Origin of the sequence: Micromonospora sp. NPDC051543 (assembly GCF_044454415.1) — a bacterium.
Classification (GTDB): Bacteria; Actinomycetota; Actinomycetes; order Mycobacteriales; family Micromonosporaceae; genus Micromonospora.
On sequence record NZ_JBITDT010000006.1, the window covers coordinates 383,572 to 403,294 of the forward strand.

Sequence of the window (19,723 nt, forward strand, 5' to 3'; positions counted from 1 at the left end):
CTAGCGTCCGTCGCCGTTGCCGGCCACGTCGCCGAAGACACGCTGCATCTCGGCGGCGGACATCCTGTTCTGCTCCTCCGCCGTCTCGTAGTTCTGCTTGACCTGGCGCAGCGCCTCCGCCGCGTCGTACAGGCTCTGCGACAGCTTCCGGACACCGGACTCGGTGCCCTGGTAGAGCCCCTGGTGCTTGGCGGCCAGCCGGGCCGCCCAGTCGAACCCCCCGAGCGGGCTCGGCTGGCCACCGGCCCCGCCCGCCACGCCGCTGGCTGCACCACCCATCAAGTCCTGGATGTCGACCATGTCGTAGGAGAGCTTGTTCAGGTACGCGGCGTGGGTCTCCAGCCAGGTGATGGCCGAGTCCAGGCTGGTCGCGTCCCACTCGGTCTTGACGCCGGCCTCACCGGGCGCGGCGATCAGGCCCTCCGGCGTGGCGGCATGGTTGACGTTGTCGAGTTCCAGGCCGGTCACGGCGAGGCCCGACGTCGGTATCCCGCCCACCGGAACCGGGATGTAGAGGTCGTCGTTCACGTACCGTTCCGGCTGGGTGGTCCTGTCGTCCGTCATCGGTCCCCTCCCCGAAACCCTGACTGGTGGTGTGCGCTCACTACTGCTGATGCGGGCCCGGTGACGGCGGGCCCGAGCCCGGCCAGCCGGACTGGCCCGCGGTCGGCGCGGGCGGATGACCGGGCGGCGGATACCCGGGCTGGCCCGGTGGCGGACCGTACCCCGGGCCGGGCTGCTGCGGCGGACCGTAACCCGTCGGTGGCGGTTGGTTGGCGGGCCAGCCGGGTGGCGGCATGCCGGGTGCGCCCGGGTACGGACCGACGGCCGCCGGCGGTGTGCGCCGCCTGCGGCGTCGCAGCACCACGAACAGCACGATCAACCCGATGATCGGCACGCCCAGGCAGAGCCCTGCCTGGACGATCGCGCCGGCCTTGTTCGAGACGCCGAACTCGACCGCCGGGCCGTCGTCATCACCCGGTCGGGTCGCGCCGCCGGCACGGGTCGGTCCGGCCGCCTCGCCCTTCAACAGCGGGTTCGCCGTCACCGCCGGCACCGAGCGGGTCAGCGCGGCGACCGGATCGACCCGGCCGAAGCCGAACTGCGGGTCCCGACCGGCCGGCCCGGCGTCGCGGGCCGTCTCGATGAGGCGGCTGATGACATTGGGGGCGTCGAGCTTCGGGTACTTCGAGCGGATCAGCGCCACCACGCCGGAGATGATGGCGCCCGCCGAACTGGTACCGCTGCCGAGGGAGTAGCCGTTCGGTGAGACGACCTTCGGCACCGGCCCGATGATGCTCTCCATCGGACTGGCAATGACTGCCTCCGGGCCCTGCACCGAGCCGGCGAAGAAGCCACCCCGCTTGTCGAATCCGGTGACGGCGACGACACCGGGGATGTTGGCCGGCGACATGACCTCTCGATCGCCCTGCTCGGTGTTGCCTGCGGAAGCGACGACCACGGCGTCCTTGCTCAACGCGTAGTTGATGGCGTCCACCAGCTCCGGAGGCGCCGCCGTGTCCGCGGTGTGCAGCGAGAGATTGATGACGTCGGCACCGTTGTCCGCGGCCCACCGGACGCCCAGAACAAGGTCGTCGGTCGTCGAACTGGCACCCACCGAGACCGGGAGGATCTTCGCGGCCGGCGCGATGCCCAACTCGTGCATCGCGCCACCACCACGCCCAGCGATGGTGCCAGCCATCTTGGTGCCGTGGCCCTTTTCCTTGTCGTCGTCACGCCGGCCGTCCGCGGCGGCCGTGGCGTTGGTGCCGTGCCCCGCGAGCACCTGGCCGCGCAGGTCGGGATGGCTGGCCTCGACCCCGGTGTCGACCACGGCGACCACGACACCCGCGCCCTTGGTGATCTGGTGCGCGGCCGGGATCTTGAGGTAGTCCAGGTACCACTGGAGGCCACGGACCGTGTCAGCGGCCCGGGCCGGCGCCGGCGCGACGGTCACCGCAGGGGCCAGCGCGGCGCACAGCGCCAGCGCGGCCGCGCCCACGGCACGTGTCGATCGGAAAGGCTTCCCCGTACGCATCGCTCTCCCGTATCTCGCCGACGCCAACACGATGCGGCTCCGGCCCGGTCGAGCCGGACCGGAGCCGCATCGGTGATTGTGTCAGCCCCACACCTTGGAGTTGCTCATCTCGGTGGAGACGTAGTTCTCGCGGGCGATGCCGACGGCACCACCGATCTCGTTCAGGATCCGGTTGATGTCCCGGACCGACGAGTCCCACTTCGCCTGGTGCTGCTCGTAGGCGGTGCGGTCCTCGCCCTCCCACTCGAGCTTGGACAGCATCGACCGCAGCGTGTCCAGCTTTTCGTCGATGGTCTTCGAGATGGCCTGCATCTGCTGGTTGCTGCTCTCGAGGACCGCGTAGTCAACCTTGATCGTCACGACTTCCTCCTCTGCTGGCTACGGATCACGGGTTGAGAGCAGAGTGGAACTTGTCCAGCATCTGCTGCTGCTCCTCGTCGTTGACCTGGTGCGTCGTACCCGACTTGTCGAGCAGGTCCGCGATGTTGTCCATCGCGGTCAGCAGACTCACGGTGTCCTCGTTCCAGCGAGTCATGAGCGACTGGAAGCCCGTGGACGCCTGACCCTTCCACGCCATGGCCAGGTCGTCGACCACGTTCCACAGCTTCTTCAGCTCGCCGTCGACCTCGCTGCGCGTGGACCGCACGTCACTCGCGGCAGTATGCAGACTCGCAGCTGAGACCTCGAACGCCATGCTTCACACCCTTCCGTCATGTTGTGTGGCGGCGGCTCTGCCGCGCCCCTCCCCCGCGGCAAGGCAGCAACACCCCACCGACGGACACTCCACCAGAGACGGTAGCGGAATCCGTCCAGCCACCGCAGCCCTGACCGGGGCGGCTCGATGGATGATGGTGGATCGGACCGGTGGGACGACCCGTACGGACCACCCGGCCGGCTCGATCAGGCCGGCTCGGACCAGGCGGTCTGAATGAGCTGCTGACCGTCGCGCCGCCGCACGAGTGTGCCCCGACCAGGTGGCTGCGGGCTCGGACGCAACGTGCCGAACACCGCACCCTCCTCCCGGTTGCCGGACATCAGCAGGCCGGGCGAATCCAGCTCACGCAGGCGTTGCAGCACCGGCTCGTAGAGCGCCCGCGCCACGCCACCGACCCGGCGGGTGATGATCAGGTGCAGGCCGATGTCCCGGGCCTGCGGCAGCAGCTCGTGCAGGGCGCTCAGCGGGTTGCTGCCGCCGGAGGCGACCAGGTCGTAGTCGTCGACCAGGATGTACAGGTCCGGGCCCTTCCACCAGCTGCGGTCCCGCAGCTGGGCGGTGGTCACGTCGGGGCCCGGCAGACGGTTGGACAGCGCGCTGCGGATCGAGGCGAGCCCCTGCGCGAACGCCTGGTTGGACGGCGCGTAGTCGAGCAGGTGATCGCCCTCGACCGCGCCCAGCAGGCCACGCCGGTAGTCGGCGATCACCAGCCGGGCCTGGGCGGGCGTGTACCGCTCGGTGATGCCCCGGGCGATGAGCCGCAGCAGGTTGGTCTTGCCGCACTCGGCGTCGCCGAAGACGGTCAGGTGCGGCTCGTTCGCCAGGTCCAGGTAGACCGGCGCGAGCGCCGACTCGTTGACACCGATCGGCAGGCCGGGCGCCGACCGGTCGATGATGCGCGCCAGCTCGGGCACCGGCAGCCGGCGCGGCAGCAGCCGTACCTTCGGCGCGGGACGCCCCGGCCAGTTCGCCGCCACGTGCCCGGCGAGCGCGACCGACGCCTCGCTCAGGTCCTCGATGTCGCGCCGACCGTCGATCCGCGAGATGGCCGTCAGGAAGTGCAGCTTGTCCCGGGTCAGGCCGCGACCGGGCGACTTCTCCGGCACGTTCATCGCCGAACGCCGGTCGATCTCGGACTCGGCGGCGTCGCCCAGACGCAGCTCCAGCTTGGTGCCGAGCAGGTCTCGCATGTTGATCCGGATCTCCGCCCACCGCACCGCCGTGAGCACGACGTGCACCCCGAAGCCGAGGCCCCGGTTGGCGAGCGTCGTGATCGTCTGCTCCAGCTCCTCGTAGTCCTGGCGCAGCGTGTTCCAGCCGTCCACCACCAGGAACACGTCGCCGAACGGGTCGTCGGCGAACTCGCCGGCAGCCCGCCGACGTCGGTAGCTCGCCACCGAGTCGATGCCGTGCTGGGCGAAGCGTGTCTCCCGGTCGTCCAGCACCGCGACCACCTCGGCCACCGTGCGGCGCACCGCCTCGACGTCCCGTCGCCCGGCCACCCCGGCCATGTGCGGCAGCCGTTCCAGGCTGCGCAGCGCGCCGCCGCCGAAGTCCAGACAGAAGAACTGCACCTCGCGGGACGTGTGGGTGAGCGCCAACGAGGCCAGGAGCGACCGCAGCATGGTGCTCTTGCCGCTGAGCGAACCGCCGACGATGACCACGTTGCCCCCCGCGCCGGCCAACTCGACCATCATCGGATCGCGGCGCTGCTCGTACGGGCGGTCCACCACGCCGACCGGCACCGTCAGCCGTCCCCGGCCCGGCCAGGACGCCGTGCACAACCCGTAGGTCGGGTCGACGGCCAGCGGGCCGAGCAGCTCGCCCAGGCCCGGTGGGTCGGCCAGCGGCGGCAGCCACACCTGGTGCGCCGGTCGGCCCCGCCCCTTGAGCTGCTCGATCAGCACGTCCAGCATCGCCACGGCCTTGCCGTCGGCCGGCTGCTCCGGCTCCGGCGCGGTGTCCACCGACACCTGCGGAACCTGCGCGGGGATGAAGTTGACCCCGTACGGCACGATCCGGCGCTGCACGAGGGCCTGCGACGCGGAGGCCTGCTGGCCGGGCGCCCGGTACGGCCCCGAGACGTACGCGGCCCGGAACCGCAGCATGGTGTTGGTGTCCGTCTTCAGGTAGCCGTGTCCCGGCGCGCTCGGCAGCTCGTACGCGTCGGGTACGCCGAGCACGATCCGGCTCTCCACGGCCGAGAAGGTCCGCAACCCGATCCGGTACGACAGGTGGGTGTCCAGACCCCGCAGCTTGCCCTCCTCCAGCCGCTGCGAGGCCAGCAACAGGTGCACACCCAACGACCGACCCAACCGGCCGATCATCACGAACAGGTCGATGAAGTCCGGCTTCGCGGCCAACAACTCGCTGAACTCGTCACAGATGATCAACAGGCTCGGCATGGGCGCCAACGGCTCCCCAGCCGCACGCGCCTTCTCGTACTCGAACCGCGAGACATAGTTACCCGCCGCCCGCAGCAACTCCTGCCGACGCACCATCTCACCGGCGAGCGCGTCGCGCATCCGGTCGACCAACGGCAACTCGTCCGCCAGGTTGGTGATCACCGCGCTGGTGTGCGGCAACGCCTCCAACGAGGCGAACGTCGCGCCACCCTTGAAGTCCACCAGGACGAAGTTCAGCTCCTCCGACGAGTGGGTCACCGCGAGCGCGGCCACCACCGTGCGGAGCAGTTCGCTCTTGCCGGAACCGGTCGCGCCGATGACCAGGCCGTGCGGGCCCATGCCCTCGTGCGCGGACTCCTTGAAGTCCAGCTCGACCACGTTGCCGTCCGGGCCGACACCCAGCGGGATGCGCAGCCGGTCACGGTGACCGCGCGGCCGCCACGTCTGGTGCACGTCCACCGCCGCGGCGTCGCCGACGCCGAGCAGGTCCGGAAGCTCCATGCTGCGGGCCAGCGGCTCCTCGTTGCTGGTCTGCTGCTGCGACAGCCGGTACGGCGCGATCTGCCGGGCCAGCCCTTCGGCCGCCTCGGCGGAGAGCCGGTCGGGACGGCCGAGGCGCGAGGTCAAATTGCCCCGGATCAGGTCGAGCGCGTTGCCGTCGCCCGCGTCCAGGCAGAGCAACCAGCGGCCGGCGTCGCGCGGCACCGTCCCGGACAGGTCGATCAGGGTGACGCCGAGCAGACCCTGACCCACCAGTTGGCAGGTCGGGGAGATCTCGCCACCGTCGACCACCACGACGAGGTGCGGCGCGGTGGTCAGCGGCTTCGCCTCGGCCGCGAAGCGGGGTCGTCCCGCCAGCTCGGCGGCGAGGGACTCCTCGGCCTCGGCCAGGCTGGCGAAGACCAGGCGGCGCGCTCCGGCGGCGTCCGTCCGGCCACTGTGGTGGGCGTGCGGCAACCACTTCACCCATTCCCAGACCGACTGCCGGTCGGGCGCGGCGACCACGGCGATCACCAGGTCGTCGGGGGCGTGGAAGGTCACGAGCTGGCCGAGGGCCGCCCGTGTCAGGTCGAGCACCGGTTCCCGGTCACCGCGCAGCACCACCCGGCTGAACGCGCGGACCGACAGCGCGGTCGGCAGTTCGGGCACCGTGGTGTGCGCGCGGACGAACCGGCGCAGCGCGATGGCGCTCATCGGCTCCAGGTCCTCGACGGGCTTGGTCTCCGGCGGGACGATTTCCACGGCGAGCCGCTGCGGGCCCATTGCGATCCGCGTCTCGCCGAAGTCGGGCTCGGTGATCCGACGCTCCCACAACCGACGGGACGCCGCGATCGACCAGAGCGCGTCGGGCTCGGGGTGCCGCCAGTCCATCGCGTCCCGCTGCTGGGCAGCCGCACGACGGGTGCGCTTGCGCATCTGCGCCAGGTAACGCATGTAGTCGCGGCGGTCGGCGTTCAGCTCGGCCTTGTCGTTGCCACCGTTGCTGAGCGAGCCGATGGCCATGCCGAGCATCGACACACCGAACAGGCCACCGGCGACGTACGTCATCATGCCGCCGCCCCGGCCGGCGTAGAGGAACGCCATCGCGCCGACACCGCAGACCATCGGCAGGATCATGAGCAGCTGCCCCATCCCGCGCGGTGTCGGTTCGGGAAGCTCGGGCGGGGACTCCAGCACCACCTCGCCACGCGGCAACGCCGGCCCCGGCTGACGCGGAGGTCGGCGGAACACCACCGTGCTCACGGCTGTCTCCTCCCCAGAAGCGGCCCTGCCGTCGTGCCGACGCGGCGCGAAGCTCGCGGGTGGGCACTGTACGTGCCCGTCATCGTAGGTAATCTGCCGTGGCGCGGTGCACCCGCTCCGTCGCGCCGCGGCCCGCTGATCGTAGATGGACACCAGGAGGCCACTGTGGCTACGAAGTCGGCGACCGGCGGTCTGAGCCGGATCACCATTGTGGCCCCCCGTACCCGGATGGACCTGGCGCTGCCGTCGGACGTACCGATGGCCGACCTGCTGCCCACCCTGCTGCGCTACGCGGGGGAGGACCTGGCCGACGACGGGGTACGGCACGGCGGCTGGGCGTTGTCCCGCCTCGGCGCGGCCCCTCTGGACGGTGGTCGTACCGCCGCGCAGCTCGGTGTCCGCGACGGCGAAGTGCTGTACTTCAACCCGCGTTCCGCCGCCGCCCCGGAGATCGTCTTCGACGACGTGGTCGACGCGGTCGCCACCGCCACCACGCAACGGCCAGGCTCCTGGCAGGTCGACGCGACCCGGTCGTTCGCCGTGCTGTTCGCCGCGGCGGCGTTCGGCGCGGGCGCGGTGGCGGCCCTGTTCACCGGCCCTCCGCACCTGCCCGGGGCGCTGGCCGCCCTGCTGGTCGCGGTGGCGCTGCTGGTCGGCGCAGCGGTGCTCGCCCGGGCCATGGGCGACAGCCGGACGGGCTCGGTGCTGGCGATGGCCGGGCTGCTCTACGCGGGCACCGGTGGCCTGCTGCTGCTCGCCGGGGACCGGAAGCTGACCGAGTTGGCCAGCCCACACGTCCTCCTCGCGGCCACCGCCGTGGTGGTCGCCGGGGCGGTGGCCGTGCTGGCCGTCGGTGACGACCGGTACCCCCTCTTCTTCGCCGCGATCGGCCTCGGCGCGGGTGCCGGCGTGGGCGCGCTGCTGTGCCTGCTCCTCGGCATCGACGCCGCGGCCGGTGCGGCGGTGGTGGCGGCCGTCGCCTTCGGCCTGGTGCCGGCGCTGCCGATGGTGGCCTACCGGCTGGCCCGCCTGCCGGTGCCGTCGATCCCCACCGGTCCGGACGACCTCAAGACCGACAGCGAGACGGTGGACGGGCGGCGGGTGCTCGAGCGCAGCGACCGCGCCGACGCGTTCCTCACCGCTCTGCTGTGGACGTTGTCGTTGCTGGTCCTCGGCGCGGAGCTGGTGCTGACCCTGGACGGCAGGCTGGCGGCCGTGCTGCTGTGTCTGGTGCTGGCCCTGCTGTCGCTGCTGCGGGCGCGTCCGCTGCTGGGCCGGGCGCAGCGTGTTCCGGTGCTGCTCGCCGGCACCGTCGGGCTGGGCCTGGCGGCCGCCGCGACCTTCGCGGGCGGCGCGCTGGCGGTCCGGCTCGGCCTGATCCTCGGTGGGCTGCTGCTGGCGGCCGTGGTCAGCCTGATCTACGGCCTGTCCGTCGCCGGCAAGCGGATCTCACCGGTGTGGGGTCGGCTGCTCGACATCGTCGAGATCCTGCTGATCATCGCGTTGGTGCCGCTCGCCGTCTGGGTCTGCGGCATGTACGACTGGATCGTCAACCTGCGCCCCTGACGGGACGGCCGTAGTTCCAGCGAGAACCTCGACGAGCCGCTGCCGTAGGTCCCACGGCCCTTCGGGGGCGGCAGACGGTCCTTCTCCACCCCGAGAAGGACCGTGCAGCGTGGGGGTCAGGCGGCGTCGCCCGGCTGGCGGCATACGTGGTCGCGGTGGTGCTGAAGGGCCTCTTCCAGCTGGTCTTCGAGGATGATGATCCGGCAGGCGGCTTCCAGAGCGGTGCCGTGGTCGACCATCTCCCGGGCTCGTACGGCCAGGCGCAGCTGGTATCGGGAGTAGCGGCGGTGTCCGCCGGCGGAGCGGAACGGGACGATCAGTTTCGCCTCGTCGAGGCGGCGCAGGAAATCCTGCGAGGCGCCGACGATCTCGGCGGCGCGGCCCATGGTGTAAGCGGGGTAGTCGTCATCGTTGAGCATGTCGTCGGGTTGGGCCATAGATTCCTTCTTCGTGAACGAGGGCCCCGGCGCGTGTCACGCCGGGGCCCAGGGTTACGGGTTGAATACACCATCTACCGACAGGTTCGTCGGGTTCTCGTTTCCGCACCCTGCCGCTATCGGCGGGCGGTGCGAGGATCGCATAAGCGTGACCGGAGACCACCTCGCGTTCAAAGTGATTACGGTGTCCACCGCGGAACTGGAACTACGTCCCGACGGCGGGCGATCCAACGGCGTCAAACCCTCCCTTTCCTCTGCTTTCATCCATCTACCGTGCTATCCGTCGATGCCGGAGCCCACGCGACTTCATGGCCCCGAGCATGTGCGGCGGATCCCTGCTGCATCAGGCGGAGCCCCGAACATTGCATCGGCCCTGCCTGCGGTTGCCCTGACCTGGAGTTACGTCAAGGTCTTGTCGTGCACGTGCCGTCTTGCACGCGGTGATGGTTCCACCGCGGTCACCGAGCGGGCCCCGACAACATCCGGGCCTTGCTTCGACGCTCGGCCTGTCACGTCGGCGTCTTCAACCGATCTTCGTCGTCAACGGGGACAACATTAACCGGCCCCGCCCAGAAAATCTAGCCTTTCGAGACTAGATTTCCTGGGCTGCTGACTGCAGCTTCCCCGCCTCCTGCGGCAGGTTGATGCCCCTGCCAGACGGGCCCCGGAAGGAACGGTCAGCGGGGCTGCCGGCGGCTGACGCCGCCGAGCGCCGAGGCGACCGGCGCGCTGGCGTAGACACCCGGCCCGTGCTGGCCGTCCATCGACCGGGCCGGCATACCGGCCCGGTGCGCCATGTCCCGGACGACCTTGACCAGGGCCTCGACGTGGTTGTCCATGGCCGCGACCCGCAGCAGCGGGGCCGCCACACGCCCGTCGGGCGACACCGCCGCCGCCACCGTGTGCGACGGCGCGGACGTGGCGGTGATCGCGTCCACCAGCGGGCCGAGTGGCGCGCCCGGCCGGCCGCGCAGGGTCAGGCAGCGGTGCGTCCAGCCACCGCCACGCAACCCCGACCAGGTCTCCGCCGGCGGCTCCGGCACCAGGTCCAGTCCGGCCGCCGAGACCACCGCGGCGCGCAGCTCGTCGCGGCCCAGCGGCCGGTGGGCCAGCCCGGCCGCCGTCAACGCCTTGCCCAACCGGCCGATCCCGGCAGCCAGCGTGCGGTGGACGCCCGGCAGACCGCCGCCCCGGCTCACCGTCTCGACCCGGGCGTCGCGGACCGTGAGCCGCAGCGCCACCCACACGGTCCGGTGCGCGGCCGGTGGCGCGCCCGCAGCCGGGTACCAGACCAGGGTGTGCGCGACCACCTGGGCCCGGGAGACCGGCGCCGAGAACTCCGCGAGCACCCGCAACGCGCGGTCGACCGTCGACGCCTCCACCGAGCCGACCGCGGCACCGGTGGCCGGCTGCAACGCGACCGCCGCGAACCAACCCTGGTCGTCCTGCCCGATGCCCAGCCGGGTGCCCCGGTCGGTCAGCTCGATCACGCCCAGTTCGGGCGCCAGCGCGGCCAGCCGAGGGTCCGCGGCCGCCCCGCCGGCCAGGGCCGCGGCGGCCCGTTCACGACGGCGACGCATCCGGCGGCGCAGCAACACGTCCTCGAACCACCAGCGACCACCGCGCCGGGCGAACGCGGACAGCACGACCACCGCCGCCACGACAGCCACCGTCGCGAGCACCCAGGTCGGACCGGCCGTCGCGGCCCAGACGGCGACGGCACAGACCTCGAGTACGACGAGCTGGCCGACCAGCACCGGACCGATGCGCCCCCGGCCCGGCCGGTCGGCCGCAGGGGTGACCCGCGCCGGAACACCGGACGGCCTGATGACGGCATCCGCGGGTGGCGCCTGAACCTGCGTCATCGCTGACTGTCCCTCCTGGACGGTACGGCCCTGAGCCGGGGTGGTCCGGCGGTGGCCCCGAGGACCGGCCGTCGGCCCCTTATCGTAGGGAAGCCCGCGACGGCACCCCGAGGACATCGTCGCGGATCCACCCCGCCGGAGGTAAGTCATGCGGACCCGCCGCGATCAGGTGCAGGCGTACCGCTTCGTCACCCGCCGGATCGTCTCCGCGCTGCTGTCGGGTGATCCGGAGACCACCAACCTGCCGATGCGACGGCTCGGCATGGCGGTCATCGGCAGCGTGATCGCCGCAGCGGTGGTCCTCGGCGGCGTGGGCGCGTACGGCCAGTTGACCGGGAACACCGCGCCGCTGGACGAGAACACGCTGGTCATCGAGCGGGAGACCGGCGCCACCTACGTGTACGCCCAGGGGCAGCTGCACCCGACGCTCAACTACACCTCCGCGCGGCTGATCCTGAACGAACCGGACCCCACGGTGCGCACCATGTCGCAGGCGTCGCTGCGGGACCGGCCACGCGGCCGTACCGTCGGCATCGTCGGAGCGCCGGACGCGCTGCCGGACCGCAAGTCGTTGACGGGTCTGCCGTGGTCGGTCTGCGACGTGCCCGACCCGGTCGACCCTCGTCACTCCACCACCCGCGTCGTGATCGATCGGGCGCTGCCCGGCGGCACGCCGCTCGGTGACCGCGCGGTTCTGGTCACGGTGGACGGTCAGCGGCACCTGCTCGCCGCCAACTCCCGACTGGAGGTGCGGGGCGGTGACCAGGCCGTCGCGGCGCTACGGATGACGGGTACCGCTCCACTGCCGGTCGGGCAGCAGCTGCTCAACGCCGTACCGGCCGGGCCGCCGCTGCGCAAGCCGTCGCTGCCCGGCCTGGGTGAGCGCAGCGGGTTGAGCGTGGCCGGCCGGCCCGCCACCATCGGCGAGGTCTTCCAGGCGGCCGGTCAGCACTACGTGCTGGCGCGCGAGGGTCTCGTCTCGATCAGTGAGATCACCGCGCTGCTGCTCATCAGTGGCGGCGGTCGGATCACCGACATCACGCCCGATCAGGCCGGGCGTCTCCTGACGGAGCAGCGGGTGGACGCGGACGGGATGCCGAGGACACTGCCGACCCTGTATCCGGCCCGGGCCGGACAGACGCTGCTCTGCGCGACGTACCGGGAGGGCACCGCCGGTGGCCCGCCGACCACCACGCTGGAGGTCTTCGACCGGGTGCCGGCGGAGCTGGCGGGCACCGAGCCGGGTTCGGTGCCGGTACGCCAGGGCGCCCGGGACGCGGTGCGAACGGCCGAGTCGGTACTGCTGCCCGGCGGCAAGGGCGTACTGGCCCAGGCTGCACCCGGTGCCGGGACCAGCGGCTCCGGCGCCGCCGGCACGACGGTCTACCTGATCAGCCCCCAGGGTGTCCGGTACCCGCTCGGCTCACCCGAGGCGCGGTCCGCCCTCGGCTACGACGGGGTCACCCCGCTGGCGGTGCCCGGCTCGCTGCTCGCGTTGATCCCGACCGGGCCGACCCTGGACCAGGAGTCCGCGCTCGCGCAGTTCGCGCCGGGTGACGCGGGCGCGACCACCCCGCCGTCGCAGCCGCCCTCGCAGTCCAGTTCGCCGACGCCCGGCACGAGCGCCCCGGCGAGTGACGGCACCGGCGGCTGAGCCCTCGAGGTATCGACCGGCGCCGACGACTGAGCCGTTCATACGGGTCGCCCCGGCTCGCGGACGTGGACTAACCTGGATCCGCTGACGGTTGTCAACCAGAACGACGGGGATGTTGCCATGACCGGGCGTACGGAAGTCGACCTGCTGTCCCTTGAGGACTTCCACCAGCACCTCGCGTTGCGGCTGAGTCAGGCCGAGTCGGTGCTGCGCAAGCTCAACACCGAGATGCAGTGCACTCCGCCGGCCCTGGGCTCGTTCGACGACGCGACCCAGAATTCGCGCCGCTACAGCGAGGTCCACCAGTCGTACGTGGAGCAGGCCGAACGGCTCCGGCAGGCGGTGCAGGCGGCGCAGCAGGCCACCGGCACCATCCTCGCCAACTACCGCACCGCCGAGGCGCGGAACGCGGCCAACGCCACCGACATCACCGCGGCGCTGACCGGGGTCGACCGGGCGTTGCAGCCGAAGGGGGACGGGCGTGTCTGAGTACACCCAGCGTTACCAGGGTCGAAGCCACCAGGAGCTGTACGACGCGGTGATGGTCGGCAAGCCGGAGCAGATCGAAGGGGTCGCCGCCCAGTGGGCCGCCCTCAAGGGCATCCTGGACGGCCTCGGGCGTGAGTTGAGCGGCGACCTCCAGAAGCTCGGCAACACCTGGACGGGCCCGGCGGGCCGGGAGTTCCAGCGGCGGCTGACGCTGATCGTCGACCACTCCGACGCCCTGGGCGAGGGCATGTCCGGCGTCAAGCAGGGTCTGACCATGATGGCCGGCCAACTGCGCGCCGCGCACAAGAAGGCGGAGAGCCCCGAGGAGACCGACGACAACGACCAGGCCATCTCGGGCGTGCTCAAGGGCTCCGCCTTCGGCCTGCCCGGCGCGGTGGTCGGCGGCATCATGGGCCACCAGCAGGACAAGGAGGAGCAGGAGAAGGCCCACCAGCGGATGGTGAGCCTCGTGGCCGAGCTGGCCGCCGGTTACGACCTCTCCGCCTACGACCGGGTGGTGGACCCGCCTCCGCCGGACGTGGAGTTGCCGCGCACGGTCAACGACGATCGGCCGACGCCACGCAGCGGCCCGTCCAGCACGACGCCGTCCGGCGCTCCGACCGCCACCGGTCTCACCGCGCACCGGGGCGACGCGACCATCGCGACACCCGAGGGCGTGGCTCCTGGGCCGACCGCCGGGGGCGACTCCGTTCCCGGCCACGACGGCGGCACGTCGGTCGTCGTCATCGGGCCGGAGGGCGCCGCCAGCGACGCGCCGGGCACGTCCCTCGCCGGCGCGGACCCGCTGGTCAGCGGGGCCCTGCTCGCCGGCGGGGCGGCCGGACTGGCCGGATTGTCCGGGCCGACCACCATGCCCGCGAGCGCCGGGGGCGGCCCGAGCCTGCTCTTCGGTGCACCGGGCGTCGCACCGGCCGGCGGGGTGCTGCGCACCTCCGCGCTCGCCGGTTCCAGCAGCACTCCCACCACGTCGGCCCGGCCGACCGGCGGCGCCGCCGGGGCGGAGAGCCGTTCGGCAAGCGGCGTGGGGCGGAGCATCGACGGCCGGCGCGGTGAGCCCGGTCGGGCCGCCGTAGCCGGCCGGCAGGGCCTGACGGGCAATGGCCGTCCCGGAGTGCTCGGCGGTCAGGGCCGTGCCGAGGATGACGAGTCCGACGACCGGCTGACCTGGCTGACCGAGGACGAGATGGTGTGGGGCGACGGCGGGGACGCCGCGCCGCCGGTGCTCGGCACCGGGGGCTGAACGCCGGCCACCGCAGACGACCCCAGGTGACCCCGTCGGACCCGTTCCGGCGGGGTCACCTGGTTCGGTCCGCCGCCCGACCCCGGGTCGGGACCGTCCACAGTGTGGGCGGTGGTCCTGGTCACTCCGGTTGTGCCCACCGTCGTGCTGCGTCGCGCCGCGCCGGGCGATAGGTTGGTTGGGTGTCGTCCGTAGCTGTGGTCCGCCCGGCCCGCTGGGCCGTGCTGCGGTCGCTACGGGAGCTGACCCGGCTGGCGGTCACCGCGCTGGTTCTGGCGGTCGGTCTCGGCGGCGCCCTCGCCGCCACCCCGCCCGCGGAGGCGCAACTGCGCCCCACCGCCGTGAGCAGCCGGGTGGACACCGTCCGGCCCGAAGCCGCACCGACCATCGAGCGCACGAGCCAGCCGGCCCCTGCCCGGCCGGCCGACGCAGACACCGCCGCGCCGGCCGCCGCGGTCCTCGTGGGCACGGAGCACGCGCCGGCGGGCACGCCCGGTCGCGGCACCCCGCCCCGACGCGGCCCTCCCGCGCGCTGACCCCGGTCCGCCGGGTCACCCGCCGCTTCGGCTGACCCACCTCCGGGTCGTCGTCCGGGTGCCCGACGCGCAGCCGCGCCCGTTCGGGCACGCCAGCCCAGCGACGGCTCTGCGCCCCGGCCCGCCATCGGAACAGCTCACCCCGACCACTCGGAGCCCGACGCCTCGAAGCGAGCGGCCCCTTCCGGTCGGGACCCATCCCTCGACACCGTCATTCGACCGCGAGGTGCTGATCATGCAGACCGTCCTCTCCGCCGTCCTGCCCGACGTACCCCGGGCCGCCGCCATCTGGCTGAGCCTGCTCGGGGTGGTCGTGTTCGCCGTCGCCGCGCTCCTGGTACGTCCCGGCCGCCTCCGCCTCGACCCGGCCGCCCGCATCCGCGACGCGGCCATGCCCAGCCACCTCGAACAGGCGCAGGAGCAGCGGGAACAGCGCCGCTACGCGCAGGAGATCGCGGTGGCCGCCGAACGCGCCGCCGCCACCGCCCAGCGTCGGCGGGCCGAGTGGGTGGCCGCGCAGGAGACCGTCGAGGCGGCCTGGCAGGCGTTGGAGGCGGCCGAGGCGGGTGTACGGCGTCTCGGCGCGGCAGCCGCGATGCCGTTGCCGCAGACCGCCCGGACCCCCGCCGAGTACGCCGACCGCGAGCGCTACCTGCACCGGGCCGCGCTGGACGCGTACTGGCGGCGGGAACTGTCGGTGGAGCAACTCAGCGACGTCTTCGCCCACCGGGACGGCTGGGATCCGCGGCTGCACCCCGTCGAGCAGGAGCTCGTGCTGCAACGAGCCGTCCGCGACAACCTGGCGGTCAGGCACGCCGCCGCCGTGGAGACCGAGCAGGCAGCCTGGCGGGCCGCGGAGCTGGCCGTGGCGGCGGCGCGCAGTCTCCGTACGGAGGTCCACGCGGCCACGGGACGGCGCACGGCGGAGTCGGCCTCGGTGCTGCCGCTCAGCGAGGTCCTCCGGCCAGCCGTCGAACAGACCCGGGAGAACACGGTGGTCGCCCGTGGACGGGCGGCGGTGCCGGCGTTCTGACCCACAGCAGCGGCTCGCACCATTCGCCCGGGGACGAGCGTTCCGAGCCGGGTCGGCGTCGGTGGGTTAGCGTGACGGCATGTCCCGACAGTCGTGGGTCCTCGTGGTGATCGCCGGCATCCTGGCACTCGCCACACTGGTCGGCGCGGTGGTGCTGGCGGTGCGGGTGGTGCGTACGAGGCGGCTGCTGACCGGGCTCGGCGCGGGCGGCAAGGTGGCCTTCTACGGGGCGTTGATCTACACGATCTTCCCGGTGGACATCCTCCCGGACCCGATCTACCTGGACGACATGGGCGTCCTGGCCGGCGCGCTGATCTACCTCACGCGGCTCGTCCACAAGCGCCGGGCGGCGGGCCGTAGTCTGCCCGGGCAGCCGGACGGTCCGTCGACCCCGGAGCGCACCCGCTCCGTACGATGATCAGGTTGGCGCACACGACGGAGGACGCACGTGGCCGGTGATCATCGACTGGACATCCACGACGACCGGGTGGCGGCGTTCTGCGCGGAGCGGCACCTCGCGACGCTGACCACCCTGCGCGCCGACGGCACCCCGCACGTGGTACCCGTCGGAGTCACCCTCGATCCGGTGGCCGGGCTGGCCCGCGTGATCACCTCCGGCACGTCCCGCAAGGCTCGGCAGGTGGCCGCCGCCGGGGCGGCGGGCACTCCGGTGGCCGTCTGCCACGTGGACGGCCGACGCTGGTTGACGATCGAGGGCCGGGCGGTGCTCCGATCGGACCGGGCCTCCGTCGCGGAGGCGGAGCGCCGGTACGCCGAGCGCTATCGGACCCCGCGCCCGAATCCGGAGCGGGTGGTCCTCGAGATCACCGTGACGGGACTACTCGGCAGCCTCTGACGCCTGTCACGGCATATGTCGGGTTCGTGGCTCATTGGTGGGCCGTGAACGTGAGCCACCCTGCGCGCGGAATCCCCCACCGTCGGCGGTCGTTACGCCAGGTCACGACGCCCGCAACGGCAGCCGGCGGCGGAATGCCGGCCGGAGCAGGGCCGTTACGTCCCCGGTAACCACGGCCGAGACCGCCACGGAGGCGGCTACCCCCGAACGGAGACTCGACCATGAACCCGATCGTGCAGAAGAGTGGCCTGTCCGTCGTCGGCCTGCTGGTCGCCGGCGGTTGCGCCCTCGGCCCCGCCGTCGCCGCGCAGGCCGCCCCCGCGCCGGCAACCCCATCCTCGTCGAGCCAGACCAGCCGCAGCGCCGAGCGGGTCCTCGACGTCGACTACCAGGCACAGCCGAACTTCTTCTACTGCGGCCCGGCCGCGACCCGCATCGCGCTCTCGGCCCAGGGCAAGTCGCTCTCCCAGGACGACGTGGCCAAGTTGCTCGGCACCACCGAGGCGGGCACCCCGTCCGCTCTCGACACCACCCGCGTGCTCAACGAGCTGACCGGCGGTCACTACCGGACCACCGAGATCCGTGACTCGGTGGCCCGCCCCGACCAGGTCGAGCAGCTGCGCCGGGACGTCCTGGCCGCGATCGACGCCGGTCGCCCGGTGGTGGCAAACATCAAGGGCACGACCGTGGACGCCGACGGCAACCCGCACTCGTACGAGGGTGGCCACTACCTGACGCTTGTCGGCTACCGCGACGGTGGAGACCTCATCCGCGTCGCCGACCCGGCCGACCCGGCGCTGGGTGAGTACTGGATGAGCCTGCCGAAGGTCGCCAACTGGATCGCCGAGCGCGGTTACTCCTCCTGACCCGATGCTCACCGGGCCGGCCTCTCCCGCGTGGAGGGGCCGGCCCGGTCGTTCCGTCTGCGGTTGGCCAGGTGCGCTCGGCGACGTGCGCGGAGAGCCCGTGTCGGCCGGGCGCGGTGCAGCTCACGCCGGGCCGGCGGGGCGACGGCCGACTCGCCGGCGCCGGCCGCCCGGCGCACGATCCGGTTGGCGTCGTCCGGTTCGTAGCCGGCGGCCCGGAGCAGGTCGCTCGACGCGGTACGCAGGCCGGTGACGACCGCGTCGCCGAACGACCTGACTCCACTCGCGGCGGCCTGGCCGGCCAACTCCGCGCACTCCTCGACCAGCTTCCGGGTCCGCAGCGTGTCGCCGCCGGTCCGGCACTCCGCCCGCATCTTCGTCACCGCCTGTCCCAGCCGCCCGATGGCGTCCGGCAGCTCCGGCGGGATCGGCTCGTCGTACTCCAGGGCGGTCGTCGACCAGCGGGCGAGGGCATGGCTGTCCAGCAGTAGCCGTTCGAGGTGCTCCGCGCTGCGGGCGTACATGTGGAACTGCTGGCGGCGGTGCCAACGGACCGGCGCGATCGTCACCACCTCCTCCGCGCCGCTCAGCGCGTCGTGCAGTCGACTCAGATCCCCCTCGGTGCCGCGCAGCGTTGCCAGGACGTGTCTCGTCCCGTCGCTGTCACGTTGCCGGAGCACCTGCCCCAGCTCCTCGAGTTGTGCGGAGAGGATCGTGAAGATCGGCTTAGCGGCCCGGTCCAGTACCCGCATGGGGTTGACCGGCAACAACAGAGCGACCACCACCAGACCGACCACCCCACCGACGAGCGCGTCGAAGATCCGGGGCAACTCCAGGCCCCGGTCCATCGGGGCGAGCGTGGCGATCAGCACGGCGGTACCGCCGGCCTGACCGACCAGCGGGCCGCCCTTCCCGGCCACCAGCAGGGCGCTGGCGATGGCCAGGCCGACGACCACCCCGGTCTGCCACGGTCCCGAACCGAGGAAGAAGCGCAGCGTGTCACCGATGACGATGCCCAGTCCGACGCCGAACAGCAGCTCGAAGGTGCGTCGGGCCCGCTGCCCGATGGCGGTGGCGATCGTGCCGACGGCGGCGGCAGGAGCGAAGACGTGCGACCCCGGGCCGAGGAAGTGCTTGGCGATCAGGGCCGCGAGCGCCGCCGCCAGCCCGGCCTGGGCGGCGATCACCACGGTGACCTCCCACTGTCGGGCACGGACCCGGCCAGCCTCGCCGCTGCGGTGCCGCACCCGTTCGACCGCCCGGCTGCTGCGCTCGGCGGCCTCGTCGAGCCGCGACTGGTCGCGGTCGGCGGCTGGACAGTCGTCGGGCATGGCGGCGGTTACCCCCGGGAAGCCCGGTCAATCGTGCTGCCGCGCCCCGCGCTTCCCAATGGCACCGGCGGCACCAGCCGTCACCGGAGTACGGATCCATCGGCGTTCGTTGGTTTGCTCGATCGCTCGGGGGTACCAGGGGCCACACACCCACCGATCCGCAACCGGTAAGGGGCCCAGATGAGCAGTACACAGAGCACCGGGGAGCAGGATGTCGTCGACATCCTCGTCGCCGACCACCGTACGGTCGAGACCCTCTTCGTCGAGCTGGAGACACGGCAGGGTACGCCCGAGCACCGCCGTCAGCTCGCCGACGTGGTGATCGCCGAGCTGGTCCGGCACGCCGTGGCCGAGGAGGCGTACGTCTATCCGACGGCCCGCAAGGCACTGCCCGACGGCGACCAGATCGCCGACCACGAGATCACCGAGCACGCCGACGCCGAGCGCACGATGAAGGACCTGGAGTCGGTCGACCCGTCCGACCCTCGCTTCGACGAGTTGCTGGCCCATCTGACCAGCACCATCCGTCACCACGTGCAGGACGAGGAGAAGGACCTCTTCCCCCGGCTGCGCGCCGCCACCGCCCGGGAGGAGATGGTCGAGCTGGCCGGCAAGGTGACGGCGTTCAAGAAGATCGCACCGACCCGCCCGCACCCGAGCGCACCGGATCACCCACCGGCGAACAAGCTGCTCGCTCCCGGCACGGGGATGATCGACCGGATGCGTGACGCGCTGAGTGACCGACCGACCTCGATGGATGAGCTACGCGAGCAGCAGCAGCGCTGATCGACGTACGCTCCGCACACGACAGTCCCGGGCCGCCGAACGTTCGGCGGCCCCGGGCCCCGCCCCCGGGGCCGGTTACAAATGGCGGTCGAGCCGAGGCGGTGTGCCGGGGGCGATTCGGCCCGGCGCGGGTTGGTGGCGT

18 protein-coding genes are annotated in these 19,723 nt (G+C 72.4%); 10 read left to right on the forward strand and 8 right to left on the reverse strand.

Annotation, left to right across the window (positions count from 1 at the left end):
* The 5 genes from ACIA3K_RS14085 to eccCa form a co-directional block, all read right to left on the reverse strand.
* Positions 1-564: a hypothetical protein gene (locus tag ACIA3K_RS14085; RefSeq protein ID WP_234590012.1), complete on the reverse strand. Its 564-nt coding sequence runs from the start codon at positions 562-564 to the stop codon at positions 1-3.
* A gap of 40 nt (positions 565-604) precedes the next feature.
* On the reverse strand, positions 605-2,002 hold the full coding sequence (locus tag ACIA3K_RS14090) for a S8 family serine peptidase (RefSeq protein ID WP_396801249.1): 1,398 nt from the start codon (positions 2,000-2,002) through the stop codon (positions 605-607).
* Positions 2,003-2,119: 117 nt separating this feature from the next.
* Positions 2,120-2,398, reverse strand: a complete 279-nt coding sequence (locus tag ACIA3K_RS14095; RefSeq protein ID WP_007454922.1) for a WXG100 family type VII secretion target — start codon at positions 2,396-2,398, stop codon at positions 2,120-2,122.
* Positions 2,399-2,423: 25 nt separating this feature from the next.
* Positions 2,424-2,732, reverse strand: a complete 309-nt coding sequence (locus ACIA3K_RS14100) for a WXG100 family type VII secretion target (protein ID WP_396801250.1) — start codon at positions 2,730-2,732, stop codon at positions 2,424-2,426.
* A 206-nt stretch (positions 2,733-2,938) separates the two neighbouring features.
* A complete protein-coding gene (gene eccCa, locus ACIA3K_RS14105) occupies positions 2,939-6,901 on the reverse strand; it encodes a type VII secretion protein EccCa (protein WP_396801251.1) in 3,963 nt (1,320 codons plus the stop codon).
* A 165-nt stretch (positions 6,902-7,066) separates the two neighbouring features.
* Between eccCa and eccD the strand changes: the two genes are divergently transcribed.
* Positions 7,067-8,467: a type VII secretion integral membrane protein EccD gene (gene eccD, locus ACIA3K_RS14110; protein ID WP_396801252.1), complete on the forward strand. Its 1,401-nt coding sequence runs from the start codon at positions 7,067-7,069 to the stop codon at positions 8,465-8,467.
* Positions 8,468-8,583: 116 nt separating this feature from the next.
* Here the strand turns inward: eccD and ACIA3K_RS14115 are convergent, their stop codons facing one another.
* Together ACIA3K_RS14115 and ACIA3K_RS14120 are read right to left on the reverse strand one after the other, a co-directional pair.
* Positions 8,584-8,904 (reverse strand): MerR family transcriptional regulator, encoded by a 321-nt coding sequence (locus ACIA3K_RS14115; RefSeq protein ID WP_396801254.1) that lies wholly within the window; start codon positions 8,902-8,904, stop codon positions 8,584-8,586.
* 677 nt (positions 8,905-9,581) lie between these two features.
* On the reverse strand, positions 9,582-10,769 hold the full coding sequence (locus ACIA3K_RS14120; protein WP_396801256.1) for a type VII secretion protein EccE: 1,188 nt from the start codon (positions 10,767-10,769) through the stop codon (positions 9,582-9,584).
* Positions 10,770-10,917: 148 nt separating this feature from the next.
* Here ACIA3K_RS14120 and eccB point away from each other — a divergent pair, with 148 nt between their 5' ends.
* From eccB to ACIA3K_RS14160, 8 genes are all read left to right on the forward strand, one after another.
* Positions 10,918-12,423, forward strand: coding sequence for a type VII secretion protein EccB (gene eccB / locus ACIA3K_RS14125; RefSeq protein ID WP_396801257.1), 1,506 nt, complete (start codon positions 10,918-10,920; stop codon positions 12,421-12,423).
* Between the two features lie 120 nt (positions 12,424-12,543).
* Positions 12,544-12,912 carry a hypothetical protein gene (locus ACIA3K_RS14130; protein ID WP_396801259.1) on the forward strand — a complete coding sequence of 123 codons (369 nt, stop codon included), beginning with the start codon at positions 12,544-12,546 and terminating at the stop codon, positions 12,910-12,912.
* Positions 12,905-14,173, forward strand: coding sequence for a hypothetical protein (locus ACIA3K_RS14135; RefSeq protein WP_396801260.1), 1,269 nt, complete (start codon positions 12,905-12,907; stop codon positions 14,171-14,173). Before ACIA3K_RS14130 ends, ACIA3K_RS14135 begins: the two co-directional genes overlap by 8 nt.
* Positions 14,174-14,355: 182 nt before the next feature.
* Positions 14,356-14,709, forward strand: coding sequence for a hypothetical protein (locus ACIA3K_RS14140; protein ID WP_396801262.1), 354 nt, complete (start codon positions 14,356-14,358; stop codon positions 14,707-14,709).
* A gap of 235 nt (positions 14,710-14,944) precedes the next feature.
* Entirely contained in the window at positions 14,945-15,742 is a 798-nt protein-coding gene (locus tag ACIA3K_RS14145) for a hypothetical protein (protein WP_396801264.1), read from the forward strand.
* Positions 15,743-15,821: 79 nt separating this feature from the next.
* Entirely contained in the window at positions 15,822-16,160 is a 339-nt protein-coding gene (locus ACIA3K_RS14150; protein ID WP_396801266.1) for a hypothetical protein, read from the forward strand.
* Between the two features lie 30 nt (positions 16,161-16,190).
* A complete protein-coding gene (locus ACIA3K_RS14155) occupies positions 16,191-16,598 on the forward strand; it encodes a pyridoxamine 5'-phosphate oxidase family protein (protein WP_396801268.1) in 408 nt (135 codons plus the stop codon).
* A gap of 221 nt (positions 16,599-16,819) precedes the next feature.
* Entirely contained in the window at positions 16,820-17,464 is a 645-nt protein-coding gene (locus ACIA3K_RS14160; RefSeq protein WP_396801270.1) for a C39 family peptidase, read from the forward strand.
* Between the two features lie 8 nt (positions 17,465-17,472).
* On the opposite strand, the gene ACIA3K_RS14165 is transcribed toward ACIA3K_RS14160, so the two are convergent.
* Positions 17,473-18,795 (reverse strand): aromatic acid exporter family protein, encoded by a 1,323-nt coding sequence (locus ACIA3K_RS14165; RefSeq protein ID WP_396801272.1) that lies wholly within the window; start codon positions 18,793-18,795, stop codon positions 17,473-17,475.
* Between the two features lie 180 nt (positions 18,796-18,975).
* On the opposite strand from ACIA3K_RS14165, the gene ACIA3K_RS14170 reads away from it, so the two are divergent.
* On the forward strand, positions 18,976-19,581 hold the full coding sequence (locus tag ACIA3K_RS14170) for a hemerythrin domain-containing protein (protein WP_396801274.1): 606 nt from the start codon (positions 18,976-18,978) through the stop codon (positions 19,579-19,581).
* Positions 19,582-19,723: the final 142 nt, after the last annotated feature.

Coding starts and splice junctions, on each gene's coding strand:
- ACIA3K_RS14085 (WP_234590012.1), bottom strand. CDS start 564: ATGACGGACGACAGGACCACCCAGCCGGAACGGTACGTGAACGACGAC.
- ACIA3K_RS14100 (WP_396801250.1), bottom strand. CDS start 2,732: ATGGCGTTCGAGGTCTCAGCTGCGAGTCTGCATACTGCCGCGAGTGAC.
- ACIA3K_RS14115 (WP_396801254.1), bottom strand. CDS start 8,904: ATGGCCCAACCCGACGACATGCTCAACGATGACGACTACCCCGCTTAC.
- ACIA3K_RS14120 (WP_396801256.1), bottom strand. CDS start 10,769: ATGACGCAGGTTCAGGCGCCACCCGCGGATGCCGTCATCAGGCCGTCC.
- eccB (WP_396801257.1), top strand. CDS start 10,918: ATGCGGACCCGCCGCGATCAGGTGCAGGCGTACCGCTTCGTCACCCGC.
- ACIA3K_RS14130 (WP_396801259.1), top strand. CDS start 12,544: ATGACCGGGCGTACGGAAGTCGACCTGCTGTCCCTTGAGGACTTCCAC.
- ACIA3K_RS14145 (WP_396801264.1), top strand. CDS start 14,945: ATGCAGACCGTCCTCTCCGCCGTCCTGCCCGACGTACCCCGGGCCGCC.
- ACIA3K_RS14150 (WP_396801266.1), top strand. CDS start 15,822: ATGTCCCGACAGTCGTGGGTCCTCGTGGTGATCGCCGGCATCCTGGCA.
- ACIA3K_RS14160 (WP_396801270.1), top strand. CDS start 16,820: ATGAACCCGATCGTGCAGAAGAGTGGCCTGTCCGTCGTCGGCCTGCTG.
- ACIA3K_RS14165 (WP_396801272.1), bottom strand. CDS start 18,795: ATGCCCGACGACTGTCCAGCCGCCGACCGCGACCAGTCGCGGCTCGAC.
- ACIA3K_RS14170 (WP_396801274.1), top strand. CDS start 18,976: ATGAGCAGTACACAGAGCACCGGGGAGCAGGATGTCGTCGACATCCTC.